We start from the raw sequence: 16,499 nt of genomic DNA, 5'->3' as shown, positions 1-16,499 counted from the left end.
ACCTTGTGAATGTGCTCCGTGGGTGACTGGGCATAGTTCGGAAAAGGCCTACGCAAGGAGGCTGGAACTCCTCAAGGCCCCATGCCGAGTAGGGGAATAGAGTCCGCCGGGTCAACGATTACCCCGCGCGAGCCCCCCGATATGGACATCCGCCGCCCCCTCTATCAAGCCATCGCCAGCGCCCTGGCCGGCATCCTGTTCCTCGAGCCCATAATCGCGACCGCCGCCCAGTTGGCGGTGGATGCGGCCGCCGGTGGCAACACGCAGATCGGCGCGGCGGGCAACGGCGTGCCCATCGTCAACATCGCCACGCCCAATGGCAGCGGCCTCTCGCACAATAAATTCAGCGACTACAACGTCGGCCAGCAGGGCCTGATCCTCAACAACGCCACCGGCAAGACCCAGGGCACCCAACTGGGCGGGATCATCATTGGCAACCCCAATCTCAAGGGCCAGGCGGCGCAGAAGATCCTCAACGAAGTCACCGGCGGCAGCCCCTCGCAACTCAAGGGCTACACCGAAGTGGCCGGGCAGGGCGCCCACGTCATAGTCGCGAACCCCCACGGCATCACCTGCAACGGCTGCGGCTTCATCAACACCCCGCGCGCCACCCTCAGCACCGGCAAGCCGATCCTGGCCGGCGAACGCCTGCAGGGTTACGACGTCGACGGCGGCGAAATCGCCATCGAAGGCGCCGGGCTCAATGCCAGCAACCTCGACCAGTTCGAGCTGATCACCCGCAGCGCCAAGCTCAACGCCGACCTGTACGCCAGGCAGCTCACCGTGGTGGCCGGCCGCAACACAGTGGACGCGCAAACCCTGGCCGCCACCGCCAAGCCCGACGACGGCAGCGCCAAGCCGCAACTGGCCATCGACAGTTCCGCCCTCGGCGGCATGTACGCCAACACCATCCGCCTGGTGGGCACCGAACAGGGCGTGGGCGTGAAACTGGCCGGCAACATGGCGGCCAGCGCCGGCGACATCCGCATTGATGCCAACGGCAGGCTGGAATTGGCCCAGGTGGCGGCCAGCGGGGACCTGGCTCTGAAGGGCCAGGACGTGGCACTGAACGGCCCGGCCTATGCCGGGGGCAGTGCCAGCGTGCAGGCCAGCGGGGCGCTGAGCAATGCGCAGAGCCTGGCGGCGGGCTCGGCCATCGAACTGAAGGCGAACCAGCTCAGCAACAGCGGCGTGATCGAGGCCGGCGTCAATGCCGACAACAGTCGCAATGCCCGCGGCGACGTGGCGATCGATGCGCAGAACCTGCGCAACAGCGGCAGCCTGATCGCCACGCGCCAGCTGCGGGCCCGCGCCGCCGTGCTCGACAACCGCAACGGCCAGATCGGCGGCCAGCATATCCACATCAGCGGCGGCGCCCTGGACAACCGCCTCGGCCTGTTCGCCGCCGAGCAGAGCTTGCGCCTGGACCTGGCCAGCCTCGACAACAGCGGCCAGGGCACCCTCACCAGCCGCGGCACCCTGCACGCCAGCCTCGCCGGCAAGCTGGACAACAGCGCCGACGGCCTCATCCACAGCGCCGGCAATCTCACGCTGGCGGCGCAGCACATCGACAGCAGCCGGGGCGAAATCTCCACCCAGGCCGATGCCGACATCCGCACCCGGCAACTGAGCTTGCGCGGCGGGCGCCTGCTGGGCAACGGCGCGCTCGGCCTCGACCTGCAGGGCGGCGACCTGGACAACAGCCAGGGCGGGCTGCTCAGCGCCGGCACCCTGCGCTTCAAGCAACTGGGCACGGTGGATAACCGTGGCGGCGAAATCTCCAGTCAACAGAGCTTCGCCCTCGGCGCCCGGCTGCTGGACAACCGCGACAGCGGCCGCATCATCAGCGCCGGACGGCTCGACCTGCAGGCCGACCGGCTGCTCAACGCCAGCCTGGGCCTGCTGTCCGGCTGGCAGGGGCTGAGCGTCGGCGGCGGCAGCCTGGACAACAGCCAGGGCGGCACCCTCTCCAGCAAGGCCGGCGCGCTCGCCGTCAGCCTCGCCGGCGCACTGAACAACGCCAGCCAGGGCGCCCTGGTCAGCCAGGGGGACCAGCGGATCAGCGCGGCCAGCCTGGACAACCGCGGCGGCATCGTCTCCGCCGAGGGCAACGTCGAGCTCGCCATCGCCGACACCCTCGACAACCGCGACGCCGGCCTGATCGACGCCCAGCGCCGGCTCGACTTCAGCCACGCCGCCACCCGGTTGCTCAACCAGGGTGGGCAGGTCAGCGCCGGCAGCCTGCTGCTCAAGGGCCGCAGCCTGGACAACAGCGGTGGCCAACTGCTCAGCCAGGGGGCCCTGGAGGCGACGTTGAGCGGCGCGCTCATCAACGCCAACAACGCCCGCCTGAGCAGCGGCGCCGGCCTGCTGCTCAAGGCCGCCAGCCTGGACAACCGTGGCGGCCAGCTGTCCAGCCAGTCCACCCTCGAGCTGATCCTCGGCCAGGGCGGCCTGGACAACCGCGACCGCGGCACCCTGGCCAGCCAGGGCGCGTTGCGCATCGAGGCGCTCGGCGGCCGCCTGCTCAACGGCAACGACGGCCTCGTCCACAGCGGCGACAGCCTCAGCCTGCGCGCCGCCGGCCTCGACAACCAGCAGGGGCAGGTTTCCAGCCAGGGCGACGCCAACCTCGCCCTGAGCGGTGCGTTGAACAATGCCAGGGGCCGCATCCAGAGCGACGGCGGCAGGCTCGACCTGGGCGCCGCGAGCATCGACAACAGCGGCGGCGTCCTTAATGCCGCCCTGGGCCTGCTCAGGATCGTCACCGGCTACTTCGGCAACGATGCCGGCGTGGCCCAGGGCGTGGACCTGGACGCCAGGGCCAGCGGCGGTATCGGCAATGGACAAGGGCATCTCGCCGCCACCGCCGGCCAGGCCAAGATCGACACCGGCGGCGCAGCCCTGGACAACCGCGACGGTGGTCTCTACGCGGGCAACCAGCTGACCCTCGCCGCCGGCGACTTCCTCAACGGCAACGGCAAGGTCGGCGCGAAAGGCATCGACTTCAGCCTGCGGGGCGCCCTGAACAACGACGGCGGCCTGATCGAAGCCGGCGACTGGCTGAGCCTCGACGCCGCCAGCCTGAGCAACGCCCAGGGCCGCCTGCGCGCCCTGGGCCAGAGCGGCAGCACGCGGATCGCCACCCGCGGCCTGCTCGACAATCGCCAGGGCACCCTGGAAACCGCCGCCGACACCCTGCAACTGAGCGGCGGCGCCCTGCACAACGCCGGCGGCACCGTGTTGCACGCCGGCAACGGCCAGTTCCTCGTCGACCTGGGGCAACTCGGCCAGGCCGGCGGCCACTTCATCACCCAGGCCGCGCTGGACATCGACGCGCCGGACTGGACCCTGAACAGCAGCCTGCAGGCCCGCCAGCTCACCCTCAATGTCGACCGCCTGCAGCTCGGCAGCGACGGCCAGCTGCTGGCCGTGCAGGGCCTTGACGGCAGCGGCGGCCACTGGCGCAACGACGGGCTGATCGCCAGCGACGCCGGCCTGAGCCTGAACCTGAGCGGCACCTACGGTGGCGCCGGGCGCCTCACCAGCCTGGGCGACCTGAGCCTGGCGGCGAGGCGGATCGAACTCGGCGCCGCCGCCAGCATCGCCGGCGGCAGCGCGGCCAGCGTCGACGCCAACGGCCTGAGCAACCACGGCCGCATCAGCTCTGCCGGCGACCTCGGCGTACGCGTCGCCAGCTTCGACAACTTCGGCAGCCTCGGCAGCGCCGCCGGGCTGCGCGTGGAGGCCGGCAACCTGCTCAACCAGGGCGGGCTGCTGTTCAGCGGCGGCGACATGGCGTTGCGGGTCGGCACCCTCAGCAACCGCGCCGGCGACCTCTACAGCCTCGGCAACCTGCACATCGCCGCCAACGACCAGAACGGCTGGGCGGCCAAGGTCGAGAACGTCTCCGGCAGCATCGAGAGCGCCGGCGCCCTGACCCTGCTGGCGCAGGACTTCGACAACCGCCGTGGCGACGACTTCCGCATCGGCCAGCGCATCGTCGCCGGCAACATCCGCATGTACGCCGACGACATGTGCGACGGCAAGGGCTGCGAATTCCGGTTCCAGTCCTGGGAGCGCTACGAGGACGTCATCACCCAGGACTCGCCCCAGGCGACGATCACCGCCGGCGGCGACTTCGTCTTCCGCGGCGGCGCCTTCGCCAACCTCTACAGCAGCATCGCCTCGGGCGGCGACATCGACATCCAGGCCGCCCGCTTCCGCAACCAGGGCGCGGCCGGCGGCGTGGAGCGGCACCTGGACGGTGCCTTCTACACCCGCACCGACGCCTACTACTGGACGTTCCGCAGCAACCAGGAACTCTACAACCGCTACAACGACCCCAACTCGCCGGACTACGACCCCGGCGCCCTGAGCCGCCAGCAGGTGCTGGAGTCCGGCGGCTACCCGGAACACAACTTCCACAACCTCATGATCTCCGAGGTGCAGGTGTCCGGCGCCCCGGCGGCCAGCGCGGTGATCCAGGCCGCGGGCAACGTCAGCATCATCGCCAGCGAGCAATTCGACAACAGCGTGGTGCGCCGCGACGCCGGCGCCCAGAGCATCGACCCGCGCGACGTGAGCACGGCCACCGGCGCCGCCACCGGCCAGTTCGCCATCACCTCGCAGCTGCCGCCGGACCTGGCGCAGCAGCAGGTCAACCCACTGGAACTTCCCGGCTTCAGCCTGCCCAGCGGCGGCAACGGCCTGTTCCGCCTCAGCGGCGAGGACGGCAGCGCCGGCGCCCGGAACGGGCCCGATCTCGCCGGCCTCGGCCAGGGGCTTTCCCGCGTCCAGGGCGTGCCGGGCAACGCCGCGCCCGGCAACAGCCACAAGTACCTGATCGAGACCAATCCCGAGCTGACCAGCCTGAAGAGCTTCCTCGGCTCCGACTACCTGCTGGGCCTGCTCGGCTACGACCCGGACCAGGCGCAGAAGCGCCTGGGCGACGGCCTCTACGAGCAGCGCCTGATCCAGCAGGCGCTGGTGGCCCGCACCGGCCAGCGCTTCATCGACGGCATGGCCAGCGACGAGGCGCTGTTCAAGTACCTGATGGACAACGCCATCGCCTACAAGGACAGCCTCAACCTGACGGTCGGCGTGGGCCTGACCGCCGAACAGGTGGCGGCGCTGACCCACGACATCGTCTGGCTGGAAGAGGCCGTGGTGAACGGCGAGAAGGTACTGGTGCCGGTGCTCTACCTGGCCCAGGCCGACAACCGCCTGGCGCCCAACGGCGCGCTGATCCAGGGCCAGAACCTGAGCCTGATCAGCGGTGGTGCACTGAACAACGCCGGCACCCTGCGCGCCAGCGGCGACCTCGGCGCCAGCGCGGCGAACATCGGCAACAGCGGCCTGATCGAAGCGGGCAAGCGCCTCGACCTGCTGGCCACCGAGAGCATCCGCAACACCGCCGGCGGCATCCTCAAGGGGCGCGACGTCAGCCTCACCGCGCTGACCGGCGACGTGATCAACGAACGCAGCATCACCACCCTCGACCTGAGCGCCGGCAACGACCGCATCCACAAGGAAATCGCCAACGCCGCCGCCCGCATCGAAGCCAGCGGCGACCTGGCGATCAACGCCGGGCGCGACCTGCTCAACGTCGGCAGCGCAATCCAGGCCGGTGGCGACGCCCACCTGCAGGCCGGGCGCGACCTGCGCCTGGAGGCCGCCGGGGAAACCGACAGCGCCGATTTCCACAGCCAGCGCATGCAGGGCAGCCTCGCCAGCACCACCCAGCACGCCAGCGAAATCAGCGTCGGCGGCAACCTCGATGCCAGCGCCGGCCGCGACCTCACGGTCATCGCCAGCGACATCGACGCCAAGGGCGACATCGCCCTGGGCGCCGGCCGCGACGTCACCCTCGCCTCGGCGGCGAACGAAGACCATAGCCAGACGAAGTACAAGGGCGGCGGCAAGAAGGTCGAGCAGCAGGACGACCAGGTGCGGCAGCAGGGCGCCAGCCTGAGCGCGGGCGGGGATGTGGTCGTCAGCGCGGGGCAGAACCTCACCCTGGTGGCCAGCCAGATCAGCGCGGGCAACGAAGCCTACCTGGTGGCCGGCGACAAGCTGGAACTGCTGGCGGGCTACGACAGCGACTACGCCCTGTACAGCGAGGAGAAAAAGGGCGGCTTCGGCAGCAAGAAGACCCAGCGCGACGAAGTCACCGACGTGAAGGCGGTGGGCAGCCAGATCAGCGCCGGCGCCGACATCACCCTGCTCAGCGGCGGCGACCAGAAATACCAGGGCGCGAAGCTCGAAAGCGGCAACGACATCACCATCCTCAGCGGCGGCTCGGTGACCTTCGAAGCGGTCAAGGACCTGCACCAGGAAAGCCACGAAAAGAGCAAGGGCAACCTCGCCTGGCAGTCCGCCAAGGGCAAGGGCCAGACCGACGAAACCCTGCGCCAGAGCCAACTGATCGCCCAGGGCGAACTGGCGATCAAGGCCGTGGAAGGCCTGAAGATCGATATCAAGCACATCGACCAGCAGAGCGTCGGGCAGACCATCGACGCCATGGTGCAGGCCGATCCGAATCTGGCTTGGTTGAAGGAGGCCGAACAGCGCGGGGACGTGGACTGGAACCGCGTCAAGGAGGTGCACGACTCCTTCAGCTACAGCAACTCGGGCATTGGTACTGGAGCTGCAATTGCCATTGCCATCATCGTTGCTGCTGCAACTTACGGCGCTGCGACCGGCGCAATGGGTTCGGCCGCAGGAGCTGGGGCCGGTTCTGGAACTACGATGGCGGCTGCAGGTAGTGCCGCCATGGTTGAGGCTGGTGCTGCAGTTGGCACTGCTGCCGCAGGTTGGGGGAACGCCATGGCAGCGACTGCTATTTCTTCTGTCGCTGGAACTGGGGCTGCCAGTTTTGTTGGGAACAAGGGCGATCTGGGGCAAACACTCAAGGACATCACCAGTGAGGACAGCCTGAAAGGTTTTGCCGCTGCGGCACTCATCGCAGGATTCGGCGCTGGCTATACGGAGGGCTGGGGTAGGGAGTTGACTGCCGAGGGGAACTACAAACTGATCAGCTATGGAGATCGGATCAAGGCTTATGCTGCCAATACTGCACTAAAAGGCATCCTTAATGGGAGCGACAAGGATACGTGGCTGAGTATTGCTGCTACAGGGGCGCTGATGGAGTTATACCAATATTCGGTTGGACGAGCTCCGGACGTTAGGCCAGGCGTGGACAGGGAGAATCCAAAATTTGAATCTTTAGATGGTGGCTTTGTGCCGCAGGTGTACTTTGATGGTGGGATGCGAGAAGGTAAAAATATAGGATTGAATTGGCCGACACTTGAAGCTTGCAGTGCGGTTTACTCAGTGTGTCATGGAACCTTTGTTAGTGACTCTTTAAATTCTGTCCCCGGCTTTAACGCTTTTGCGACATTACATGATGGATGGATGATAAATCTTGAGGCAATGAAAGGGGCGGATATGTCTATTTTAGAAAATATTGGAAGTATGCCGCCGGCTATTATTGTTAATTATGGGGCTATTTACTATAAATATAAGGAGTTGGTTGAGTTGGCTAGGAGGGGAGATGAGAAGTAAATTTTGGATTTTGTTTTTTTTCTTTTTCATTCTTGGGTGTTCTACTCGCTCCATGTGGGTTGATGGGATGAATGGAATGGTGGGAGAGTCTTATTACAGGCACTATAACTATTTTTGGTCTCCTTCGAATAAGAATAAGAGTTTCGATAGAGTTGAGGTTGAGGGGGGAGGGAGAAGATACTATATAACTTGGCATGGAGAGTGTAAGTACTCCATTTATGTGGAGAGGGATGGTTTAATAAGGTCATGGAGATATGAAACTAATAATATGGAGTCTTGCTATGTTCCGATGTATTGATCTTGCTTGTCCGGGAACATGTAATTGAGTAATGGTTAGCAATTCTGAGAGTGCTGTTCAAGAAGTAACTGGGTTGTCAACTATTTGTGGTTTGCTGTTCTGTTTGTGCGGATGTGGTCCGTCAAACTATTACTGGGCTGAGGGGATGGATAGATTTGTTGGGTAGAGAGTTGATTCTGGGTTAGGTCGGTGCTTGGATGGTTGTACTGGCTCTTTTGGGTCGCCAGCAAATCACAATAGACAGTTTAGTGAGATCGTCTCTGAAGAGGAGGGGTGAGCAGTATTATTTTGATTAATAGGCTCGGCGGCGGAGTTAAGATAAGCTTATTATTCATGCTTTCGATGTTTATGTTTGTCTTGAGCGGGCTGGTGGCGAACACTGCTCTCGATGGGGCGATAAGGATAGCCTTGCAATGTATTTTTCTGTCTAATGTATTTGCTTATTTATATGATATGACAATGTATGGTCCTCATCTGTACATGAGATTCTCCGGCGATGCAGGCTCCGATCAGATCGGACGATTTGTGTTCATGTTGGTTTGTATGTTTTTGGGTGTGGTTTGTGCCATTTATTAATGGTTTTGAGATGAGTATTACCCTTCTGGAATTGAGGGCGAAAGGGGACGGATTTATTTCTCCTGCTCTAAAGCTGACTGGTTATGTAGGGTTGGAGTGTAGTAGGTGATTTTCTGTTTTTTCGATTTTCTCACCTAGGTCTTATCAATAGGTGGGCTTAGGATAACGGGTGTAAATTTTCTATCTCTGGTTCTTGAGGAGAGATCCTTGGATGAGATTTTTGAGACTTTTGAAGAAGTATAGATTAGCTGTACTTGCTCTGTTGGTTTTGGGCGGTATCGGAAATTCTTTAAGGTTTATTGGTGAATGGAATAGCTTTGGGGTGGTCGTAACTGGTCAGGCTTTTTTTGGCTGGGGGTTTTACTGCTATTTAGCAGATAGAGTTATTTATCTGGCGCCTGGAGGGGCAATCGAAAAGGATCATCCAAAGGAAGTTAGGTTTCTGGTGGGGGTGTTCGCCCTTGGTGTGTACTTATTAATGTTTGCGTTTAATGGCTATGACAGGGATTGGTGGTAAGTGCCGGGAAGGGTGTTTATTATTATTTTATAGTGTTGATTGATGAGGTGAAAAGGGGCGGATTTATTTTTCTACTCTAAAGCTAGTTGGCTGGGTAGGATTGGAGTGCAGGAAATAAATATTTCCCATTTTTATTGTAGGTATTATGGGGCTTGGGATGAAAAAGCTAAAAATGAAAGAAATGTATTTAAATGAAGTTTCTGGCGTTTATGTATAAGTATAGAATCGTTGCTGTTGCTGCTATGGCGGGGTGCAGCGGATTGAACTCGTTAAGATTTATAGGTGAGTGGAGTAATTTCTGGAGTGTTGTTGCTACTCAGTGCCTATTTGGTCGAGGGTTTTACTGTTATATCGCAGGTAAGCCTATTTATTATGGTCCTCAAGGAATGATTGAGGTTGACCATCCAAGATCCATAAGGTTTTTGGCTGGAATTGGTGCGTTATCTATTTATCTATTGATGTTCGCATTTAATGGCTACGGCAGTGAGTGGTGGTAAGTGTAAGGGAGAATGTTAATTTCTGCTTTATAAGGCTGGCGGGTTGATTTTGGTATGTTAAATGAGCTGTCCTTGCTTGAGATTTTAGTAAGTTTTTAGGTGTGGTTGTGACGGGGCTTGGGGATTTGGTGTCGGGTGGGTGAGAACTATATAAATGGCTTGGCTTGATTTTCTTTATAAGTATAGGCTGGTTATTCTTTTTCTTATGCTGGCAAGTAGTGGGGTGAATTCTCTGAGGTTTATCGGGGAATGGAAAAATTTTTGGGCTGTTATCACGGTTCAGGCGTTTTGGGGTCAGGGGTTTTATTGTTACATTGCGGTCAGGACTATTCGTTTGGCCCCAGGTGGTATCAAGAAATACTATCCGGGAGCGGTTAGGTTATTAGTTGGTGTGGGGGCGCTTTTTATGTATTTATTGATGTTTGCGTTTAATGGCTATGACAGGGGTTTGTGGTAAGTGCCGGGAAGGGTGTTTGTTATTTTTTTGTGGTGTTGGTTGATGAGGCGAGAAGGGGCGGATTTATTTTTCCTGTTCTAAAGCCGACTGCCTGGGCAGGATTGGAGTGCAGGAGAAAACCCTCCTTCGTTAGAGTCCGATCGAGTCTTTCAGATGGCCTTCCAGGCGGCATTCAGGGTAAAGTTTTTGGCCTTTTGCCATCACTGCCGAGTCGATCTTTCGACGCGCCGGCATTGGCAAGGGCAGGCACTGCCGTTGCCTCTGGAAGAAAGGGCGGCGGCTACAACCATATGGAAAGGGAGAAGTCGTTGTGAGAATGCTCAAACTGCTTGCGCTGGCCAGCATCGCGCTTATCTATGGCTGCGCCTCGGCGCCGTCGATGGAGAAAATGCAGGCGGAAGTTGCCGGGTACGAGTTGCCCAAGGCTGCCACTGCCGACCAGGGGCTGGTCTATGTGGTGCGGCCGAGTAACGCCGGTGGCCTGGTGCGCTTCAACGTGTTCCTGGATGACCGCGAAGACGCCTCGGAGATGGGCTACAACCGTGGCAATCAGTACATCTATTTCTACGTCGAGCCAGGCAAGCACACCATCAGTTCCAAGGCGGAAAACTGGGCGGACCTGTCTTTCGAGGTGCGGGCCGGCGAAGTGGTGTTCATCAAGCAGGAAGTGGAAGTCGGGATGCTGATGGCGCGCAACAGCCTGGTGCTGCTTGGCGATACCGAGGGCCGTTACCTGGTCAAGGATGCGAGCTTGGGTAGCGTGGCCAAGGAACGTAAATGACCAGCAGGGAGCAGAGAGGCGGATTCAGCTTTCTGCTCTAGATCCGAAACTGCGCGGGTCGCGGAGCGAAGCGTCATCCGGCAACGGCGGATAACGCTTCGCGTTATGCGCCCTACGGTCGGGTGCGTTGCTCGGCGGCGGCGTACAGCCGCTCGGCATCGGCCGCCAGGTATTCCAGCGCGCTGAAGGTGCCGTCCAGCACTTCCTCGGTGGGCGCGCCCAGGTCCGGCGCGCCGGCCAGCAGGCGCAGCAGGTTGATCAGGGCCGCCTGGCGGGATTGCGCGGCGTCGTAGAGCTCCGAATCGAATGGGTTTCCGCTTCCTGACGCCAATCAGGGAGGGCGGACCGTACAGGTTGGCGTACCGGGACAAGGGAACCGGCGCATCCGAAGATGCCCCGCACGGCCCGCCCATAACGCGGGTGCAGCCATGCCAGGCGCCAAGCATCAGGGGGCTGCTCTGGGGCCGTCAATCGGCGGCGGCGAGAAAGAGGGGGAGAAGTCGTATCGGCTGTGGATACATGCCTCGAAAACGGGACGCTTTACTGCCTTTGTCGATCTTTCCGAGCCCGACTCTCTCGCCCAGCCGATACTTCCGGCGCCTGCCGTTCCTTTTGCTTTGTCTGTGGCTGGCGGCCTGGCGCTGGCGTCATATCCTGTGGAATCAGGGTGCCTGCGCCGCGTGGGGCGATATACTCGGAGCCTTGCGCGCCGCTGGATGGGTGCGTTTCCCTTCAAGGATGTGAATGCATGCAATGGATCTTCATGCTGATCGGCCTGGTGCTGGGCACCGCCTGGGACGAGTCAATCGCCGATGGCCTGGTGGGCGCCGGGCTGGGGCTGCTGTTCGGCCAGGCGCTGGCGCTGCATGGCCTGCAGCGGCAGAACGCCGTGCTGCGCCGGCAGTTGGAGCAGTTCGCCGAGCGGTTCGAGGCGGGTACCGAGGCGTTGTACCAGCGCCTGCTGCGCCTGGAGCAGGGCGGGGCCGTAGCGCCTGTGCCGCCCGCCGAGCCGGCGGAGCCCGTCGTTGCGCCGGAAGCCGTCGCCGAGCCTGAGCCGGAGCTGGAATGGGAGATCGAGCTGCCCGCAGCGCAGGCGCCTGCCGCGACCAGCGCTGCGCCTGACTGGTCGTTGCAGCCCCAGGAGCCGCCGCCAGCCCCGATCCCGCCCGCCGTCGAAGCCCCCGCGGCGCGCGAAGCCTCGGCCTGGGAGGCCGAACCGGCCGCTCCATCCGGCCCGTCCTGGTTCGACCGTGCCTTCGGTGCCGCGCGCGACTGGCTGTTCGGCGGCAATACCGTGCTGCGCGTCGGCGTGCTGCTGCTGTTCCTCGGCCTGGCCTTCCTGCTGCGTTACGCCTCCGAGCGCGTGGTCGTTCCCGTCGAGCTGCGCTACATGGGCGTGGCCGCCGCCGCCATCGCCCTGCTGGCCCTGGGCTGGTGGCTGCGGCATAAGCGCGCGACCTACGGCCTGTTGTTGCAGGGCACCGGCATCGCGGTGCTGTACCTGACGGTGTTCGCCGCCATGCGCCTGCATCCGCTGCTGACGCCGGGCCAGGCCCTTGGCCTGCTGGTGGCGGTGACGGTGTTCTCCGCCGTGCTGGCGGTGCTGCAGGACGCCCTCGGCCTTGCCGCCGCGGCGGCCCTGGGCGGTTTCGCCGCGCCCATCCTGACTTCCACCGGCGCCGGCAACCACGTCGCCCTGTTCAGCTACTTCGCCCTGCTCAACGCCGGCATCTTTGCCATCGCCTGGTTCCGCGCCTGGCGCCTGCTCAACCTGATCGGCTTCTTCGGCACCTTCGGCATCGGTTTCGCCTGGGGGCTGCGCTCCTACACGCCGGAGCTGTTCGCCAGCACCGAGCCCTTCCTGCTGCTGTTCTTCCTGATGTACGTGGCCATCGGCCTGCTCTTCGCCCGCCGCCGCCTGCGCGAGGCCGCAGGCCTGGAGGAGGGCGCCGGGCGCGACGAGACGCTGCGCTGGTCGCTGCGGCAGACCGACTACGTCGACGGCACCGTGCTGTTCGGCGCGCCGCTGATCGGCTTCGGCCTGCAATACGCGTTGATCCGCCACCTGGAATTCGGCCCGGCGTTCAGCGCGCTGGCGCTGGGGCTGTTCTACATGGGCCTGGCGCGCCTGCTGGCCGGGCGCACCGCCGGCCGCGCCCTGCTGCTGGTGGAAGCCTGCCTGGCGCTGGGCGTGGTGTTCGGCAGCCTGGCCATCCCGCTGGGCCTGGACGCGCGCTGGACCTCGGCGGCCTGGGCCGTGGAGGGCGCCGGCATCTACTGGCTGGGCCTGCGCCAGGGACGGCGGCTGGCGCGGATGTTCGCGCTGCTGCTGCAGGTGGGCGCGGCCATCGCCTTTCTGATGGGCCTGCAGCCGGGTGTGGAGAAGTTGCTGGATGGTGCGCCGCTGGGCGCGCTGATGCTCGGCGTGGCGCTGTTGTTCAGCTACTGGCAGCTACGCCGCCACGGCGATGCCGGTCTCTGGCCCTGGGAGCCGCGCTGCCAGCCGCTGCTGGCGGCCTGCGGCCTGGCCTTCCTCTACCTGATCGCGCCGCTGTGCTTTGCCGTGCCGGGCACCGCCATGGCCTGGGCGCTGGCTGGTCTGGCCACGGTGTTCGCCGCGCTGCGCCTGGGCTCGCGGACCTTCCTGTTCTGCGCCTTCGCCGTGCAGTTGCTCGGCGGCGCGCTGTTCCTCGCCGACCTGCGGGCGGCCGACGGCGGCGCCGGGGTGCTCGGCAGCGGCTGGACCGGCCTGTTCGGCGCCAGCCTGATCGGCCTGGCGCTGATCGCCGGGATGATCCTCGCCGCGCGCGACCCGCTGGTGCGCGACGACCGCCGGCTGATGCTCGGCCTCAGCGCGGTGCTGCTGGCCGGCCTGGCCTTCGTCAACCTGGCGGTATTGTTCGTCCTGCCCTGGCGCAGCGCCGCGGCGGTATGGGCCGGCAGCGGCCTGCTGATCCTCTGGCTGAGCCTGGTCTTGCAGCAGCGCGCGAGCTTCGTGTTCGGCCTGCTGCTGCAGGTGCTGGGCGGCGCGGCGCTGTTGTTCGGTGGCTCGTCATTGTTCGCCGGGCTCTCCGGCGAGGGCCTGGCGCCGCTGGCCCACAGCGGCTTCTGGTGCCCGGCGGTGCTCGCCCTGGCGGCGCTGGTCGGCGCCTGGCGCCTGCACCGGGCGGGGCAGGGCGGGCAGGCGCTGCAACTGGGGGCGCTGACCCTGGAGCGGCTGTCACAGTTGCTGCTGGCCTGGGGCGCGGGCTGGTGGGCGCTGACCGCGTTGTGTGAGATCGCCCGCTTCGTCCCGGCGCCGCGGCGCGAGCACGTCGCCCTGCTGGTGGCGGCCGTCAGCGTGGTGCTCTGGGCCTTCGTCGCCCGCCGCGAGCAGTGGCGGGCCCTGGCGCTCGCCTGCCTGGCCCTGGCGCCGGCGGGTGTGCTGGCGCTGGCCAGTGCCTGGCAGCCGGAATACCAGCCGTTGGGCGAATGGGGCTGGCTGGGCTGGGGCGCGCTGTTCGTGGCGCACTTCTGGTCGCTCAGGCGCCTGGAACCGCTGCTGCCGGCGCTGCCCCTGCGCGGCGCCCACGTGCTCGGCTGCTGGCTGTTGCTCGCGGTGCTGGCGCTGCAGCTGCGCTACCTGTTCCTCGCCCTGGCCGAGCACTACAACGCCTGGCGCTGGCTGGGCTGGGCGCTGGTGCCGAGCCTCTACCTGATCCTCATGGGCGCGCGCCGCACGCTGCCCTGGCCGGTGGCGGCCTTCCCCCGCGAATACCGCGCCCTGGCCGCGGCGCCGGTGGCGCTGGCGCTGCTCGGCTGGTTCTGGCTGGTCAACCTGGTCAGCGACGGCGCGGCGCAACCGTTGCCCTACCTGCCGCTGCTCAACCCGCTGGAGCTGGGCATGCTGATCGTGCTGGCGGCGGTCTTCCAGTGGAGCCGCGAGGGCCTGCCGCAACTGGGCCTTGCCGGCGAACAGGTGCGCTTGCCGGCCCAGGCGCTGCTGGGCGCCTCGCTGTTCGCCCTGCTGACCTTGGCCGTGTGCCGTACCGCGCACCACTGGGGCGGCGTTCCCTTCGCCCTGGAGCCGCTGCGCGAGTCGATGCTGGTGCAGGCCGGGCTATCCATCGTCTGGACGCTGATCGCCCTGGGCCTGATGGTCGGCGGCCACCTGCGCGGGCGGCGCGACCTGTGGATGGTCGGCGCGGCGCTGATCGGCGTGGTGGTGGTCAAGCTGTTCTTCGTCGAGCTGGGCAACAGCGGCAGCCTGGAACGCATCGTTTCCTTCATCGGCGTCGGCGTGCTGCTGCTGGTCGTCGGCTATTTCGCCCCGCTGCCGCCGCACCGGGTGGCAGGGCAACAGGAGCAACCCCCCGCATGAAGCTGGCTTCCCTCATCCTCTGCCTGGCCGCCGGGCTGGCCCAGGCCGCGGAAACCCCCGCCGACTACCCGCAGCAGGTGCCCCTGCGCCTGCAGGGCGAAGGCCCCTGGTACCGCCTGCAACTGCCGATGAGCGTGCAACTGGCCGCCGCCCATGCCGACCTGCGCGACCTGCGGGTGTTCGACAAGGAGGGCGAGGCGCTGCCCTACGCGCTGAGCGCGGCGGCGGCGCAGGGCAGCAGCACCGCCCATGAGGCCGCGGCCCGGCTGTTCCCGCTGTACGGCGCCGAGGCCGACCCCGGCCGCCAGGCCGGCCTGCGCATCCAGCGCAGCACCACCGGCACCCTGGTGGAAGTGCTGCCCGATGCGGCGCCCGCGCCAACGGGCGAGCGGCGCAGCGGCTGGCTGCTGGACGCCGGCGACGCCGACTTCCCCTTCGAGCGCCTGGCCCTGGACTGGAGCAGCGAGGCCGAGGGCTTCCAGCATTTCCGCATCGAGGCCAGCGACGACCTGCAGCACTGGCGCAACTGGGGCGACGGCCAGCTCGCCCGCCTGAGTTTCAACGGCGAGCGCATGGACGTCAGCGAGGTGGCCCTGCCCGGGCAGAAGGCGCGCTACCTGCGCCTGTCGTGGCCGGCCGGCAACGCGGCGGTGACGCTCAAGGGCGCGCGCCTGCTGGGCCGCACCGACCAGGCCGCGAGCACGCCGCTGGTGTGGTCCGAGCCCATCGCCGGGCGCCGCGAGGCGGACGGCAGCTACCGCTGGGACCTGCCCCAGGCGCTGCCGCTGGAGCGGGTGCGCTTCGAGCTGGGCGCGGCGGCGCAGCACCTGATGGCGCCGGTGGCGCTGTCCGCGCGCAACGCAACGGGGCAGGGCAGCCGCGAGGACTGGTACCAGCTGGCCCGCGGGGTGCTCTATGACCTGCCGGTGGACGGCCGCCAGGTGCGCCAGGACGAACTGCTGCTGGCCGGCCAGCCGGTGCGCCAGCTGCGCCTGGTCACCGACGCGCGCGGCACCGGCCTGGGCGACACGGCGCCGAACCTGCGGGTGGCCATGCGCGCCCGCGAGCTGGTGTTCCTGGTGCGCGGCAGCGCGCCTTACCAACTGGCCCTGGGCAAGCGCGACGCCACCTCCGCCAGCCTGCCGCTGAGCGTGCTGATCCCCGGCTACCAGCCGGACAAGCCGGCCCAGGTCGGCCAGGCCAGCCTGGACGGTGCCCTGCAGGCCGCTCCGGCGGAAGTCGCCCTCGCCGGCGACGGCAGTTGGAAGCGCATCGGCCTGTGGGCCGTATTGCTGGGCGGGGTGCTGCTGCTGCTGGGCGGCATGGCCTTCAGCCTGTTGCGCGGGCAGCGCGCCGGCCAATGAGCAAATACCGGGAAATGGAGAAATTACGCCAGCTTATGTAGGGAAATGCGTCAAGAACGCTACTCTGCGCGATTGTTCTGATA

General features: G+C 65.0%; 8 protein-coding genes. 7 read left to right on the top strand and 1 reads right to left on the bottom strand.

The genetic code is table 11. The features are described 5' to 3' along the window. Positions 1–141 precede the first annotated feature (141 nt). From ACTWJ5_RS29900 to ACTWJ5_RS29880, 5 genes are all read left to right on the top strand, one after another. Positions 142–7,566 carry a two-partner secretion domain-containing protein gene (locus tag ACTWJ5_RS29900; protein ID WP_444437091.1) on the top strand — a complete coding sequence of 2,475 codons (7,425 nt, stop codon included), beginning with the start codon at positions 142–144 and terminating at the stop codon, positions 7,564–7,566. Positions 7,567–8,651: 1,085 nt separating this feature from the next. After that, complete coding sequence (locus ACTWJ5_RS29895) at positions 8,652–8,957, top strand: hypothetical protein (RefSeq protein ID WP_134163358.1); 306 nt, start codon at positions 8,652–8,654, stop codon at positions 8,955–8,957. 191 nt (positions 8,958–9,148) lie between these two features. Further along, positions 9,149–9,454 (top strand): hypothetical protein, encoded by a 306-nt coding sequence (locus ACTWJ5_RS29890; RefSeq protein WP_134163359.1) that lies wholly within the window; start codon positions 9,149–9,151, stop codon positions 9,452–9,454. A gap of 154 nt (positions 9,455–9,608) precedes the next feature. Beyond that, entirely contained in the window at positions 9,609–9,911 is a 303-nt protein-coding gene (locus ACTWJ5_RS29885; protein ID WP_134163360.1) for a hypothetical protein, read from the top strand. 388 nt (positions 9,912–10,299) lie between these two features. Beyond that, a complete protein-coding gene (locus ACTWJ5_RS29880) occupies positions 10,300–10,692 on the top strand; it encodes a DUF2846 domain-containing protein (RefSeq protein ID WP_176707201.1) in 393 nt (130 codons plus the stop codon). 112 nt (positions 10,693–10,804) lie between these two features. Here ACTWJ5_RS29880 and ACTWJ5_RS29875 read toward each other — a convergent pair whose 3' ends face one another. Beyond that, entirely contained in the window at positions 10,805–11,023 is a 219-nt protein-coding gene (locus tag ACTWJ5_RS29875) for a hypothetical protein (RefSeq protein WP_058488122.1), read from the bottom strand. A 417-nt stretch (positions 11,024–11,440) separates the two neighbouring features. Here ACTWJ5_RS29875 and ACTWJ5_RS29870 point away from each other — a divergent pair, with 417 nt between their 5' ends. Together ACTWJ5_RS29870 and ACTWJ5_RS29865 are read left to right on the top strand one after the other, a co-directional pair. Then, positions 11,441–15,052: a DUF2339 domain-containing protein gene (locus ACTWJ5_RS29870; RefSeq protein ID WP_444437090.1), complete on the top strand. Its 3,612-nt coding sequence runs from the start codon at positions 11,441–11,443 to the stop codon at positions 15,050–15,052. Then, positions 15,049–16,416, top strand: a complete 1,368-nt coding sequence (locus ACTWJ5_RS29865) for a DUF3999 domain-containing protein (RefSeq protein ID WP_444437089.1) — start codon at positions 15,049–15,051, stop codon at positions 16,414–16,416. The genes ACTWJ5_RS29870 and ACTWJ5_RS29865 overlap by 4 nt, the downstream gene beginning before the upstream one ends. Positions 16,417–16,499: the final 83 nt, after the last annotated feature.

Origin of the sequence: Pseudomonas sp. A6 (assembly GCF_052367875.1) — a bacterium.
Classification (GTDB): Bacteria; Pseudomonadota; Gammaproteobacteria; order Pseudomonadales; family Pseudomonadaceae; genus Pseudomonas; species Pseudomonas citronellolis.
This window is presented reverse-complemented; position numbering and strand designations above follow the sequence as displayed.

Coding starts and splice junctions, on each gene's coding strand:
- ACTWJ5_RS29900 (WP_444437091.1), top strand. CDS start 142: ATGGACATCCGCCGCCCCCTCTATCAAGCCATCGCCAGCGCCCTGGCC.
- ACTWJ5_RS29895 (WP_134163358.1), top strand. CDS start 8,652: ATGAGATTTTTGAGACTTTTGAAGAAGTATAGATTAGCTGTACTTGCT.
- ACTWJ5_RS29890 (WP_134163359.1), top strand. CDS start 9,149: ATGAAGTTTCTGGCGTTTATGTATAAGTATAGAATCGTTGCTGTTGCT.
- ACTWJ5_RS29885 (WP_134163360.1), top strand. CDS start 9,609: ATGGCTTGGCTTGATTTTCTTTATAAGTATAGGCTGGTTATTCTTTTT.
- ACTWJ5_RS29880 (WP_176707201.1), top strand. CDS start 10,300: ATGCAGGCGGAAGTTGCCGGGTACGAGTTGCCCAAGGCTGCCACTGCC.
- ACTWJ5_RS29870 (WP_444437090.1), top strand. CDS start 11,441: ATGCAATGGATCTTCATGCTGATCGGCCTGGTGCTGGGCACCGCCTGG.
- ACTWJ5_RS29865 (WP_444437089.1), top strand. CDS start 15,049: ATGAAGCTGGCTTCCCTCATCCTCTGCCTGGCCGCCGGGCTGGCCCAG.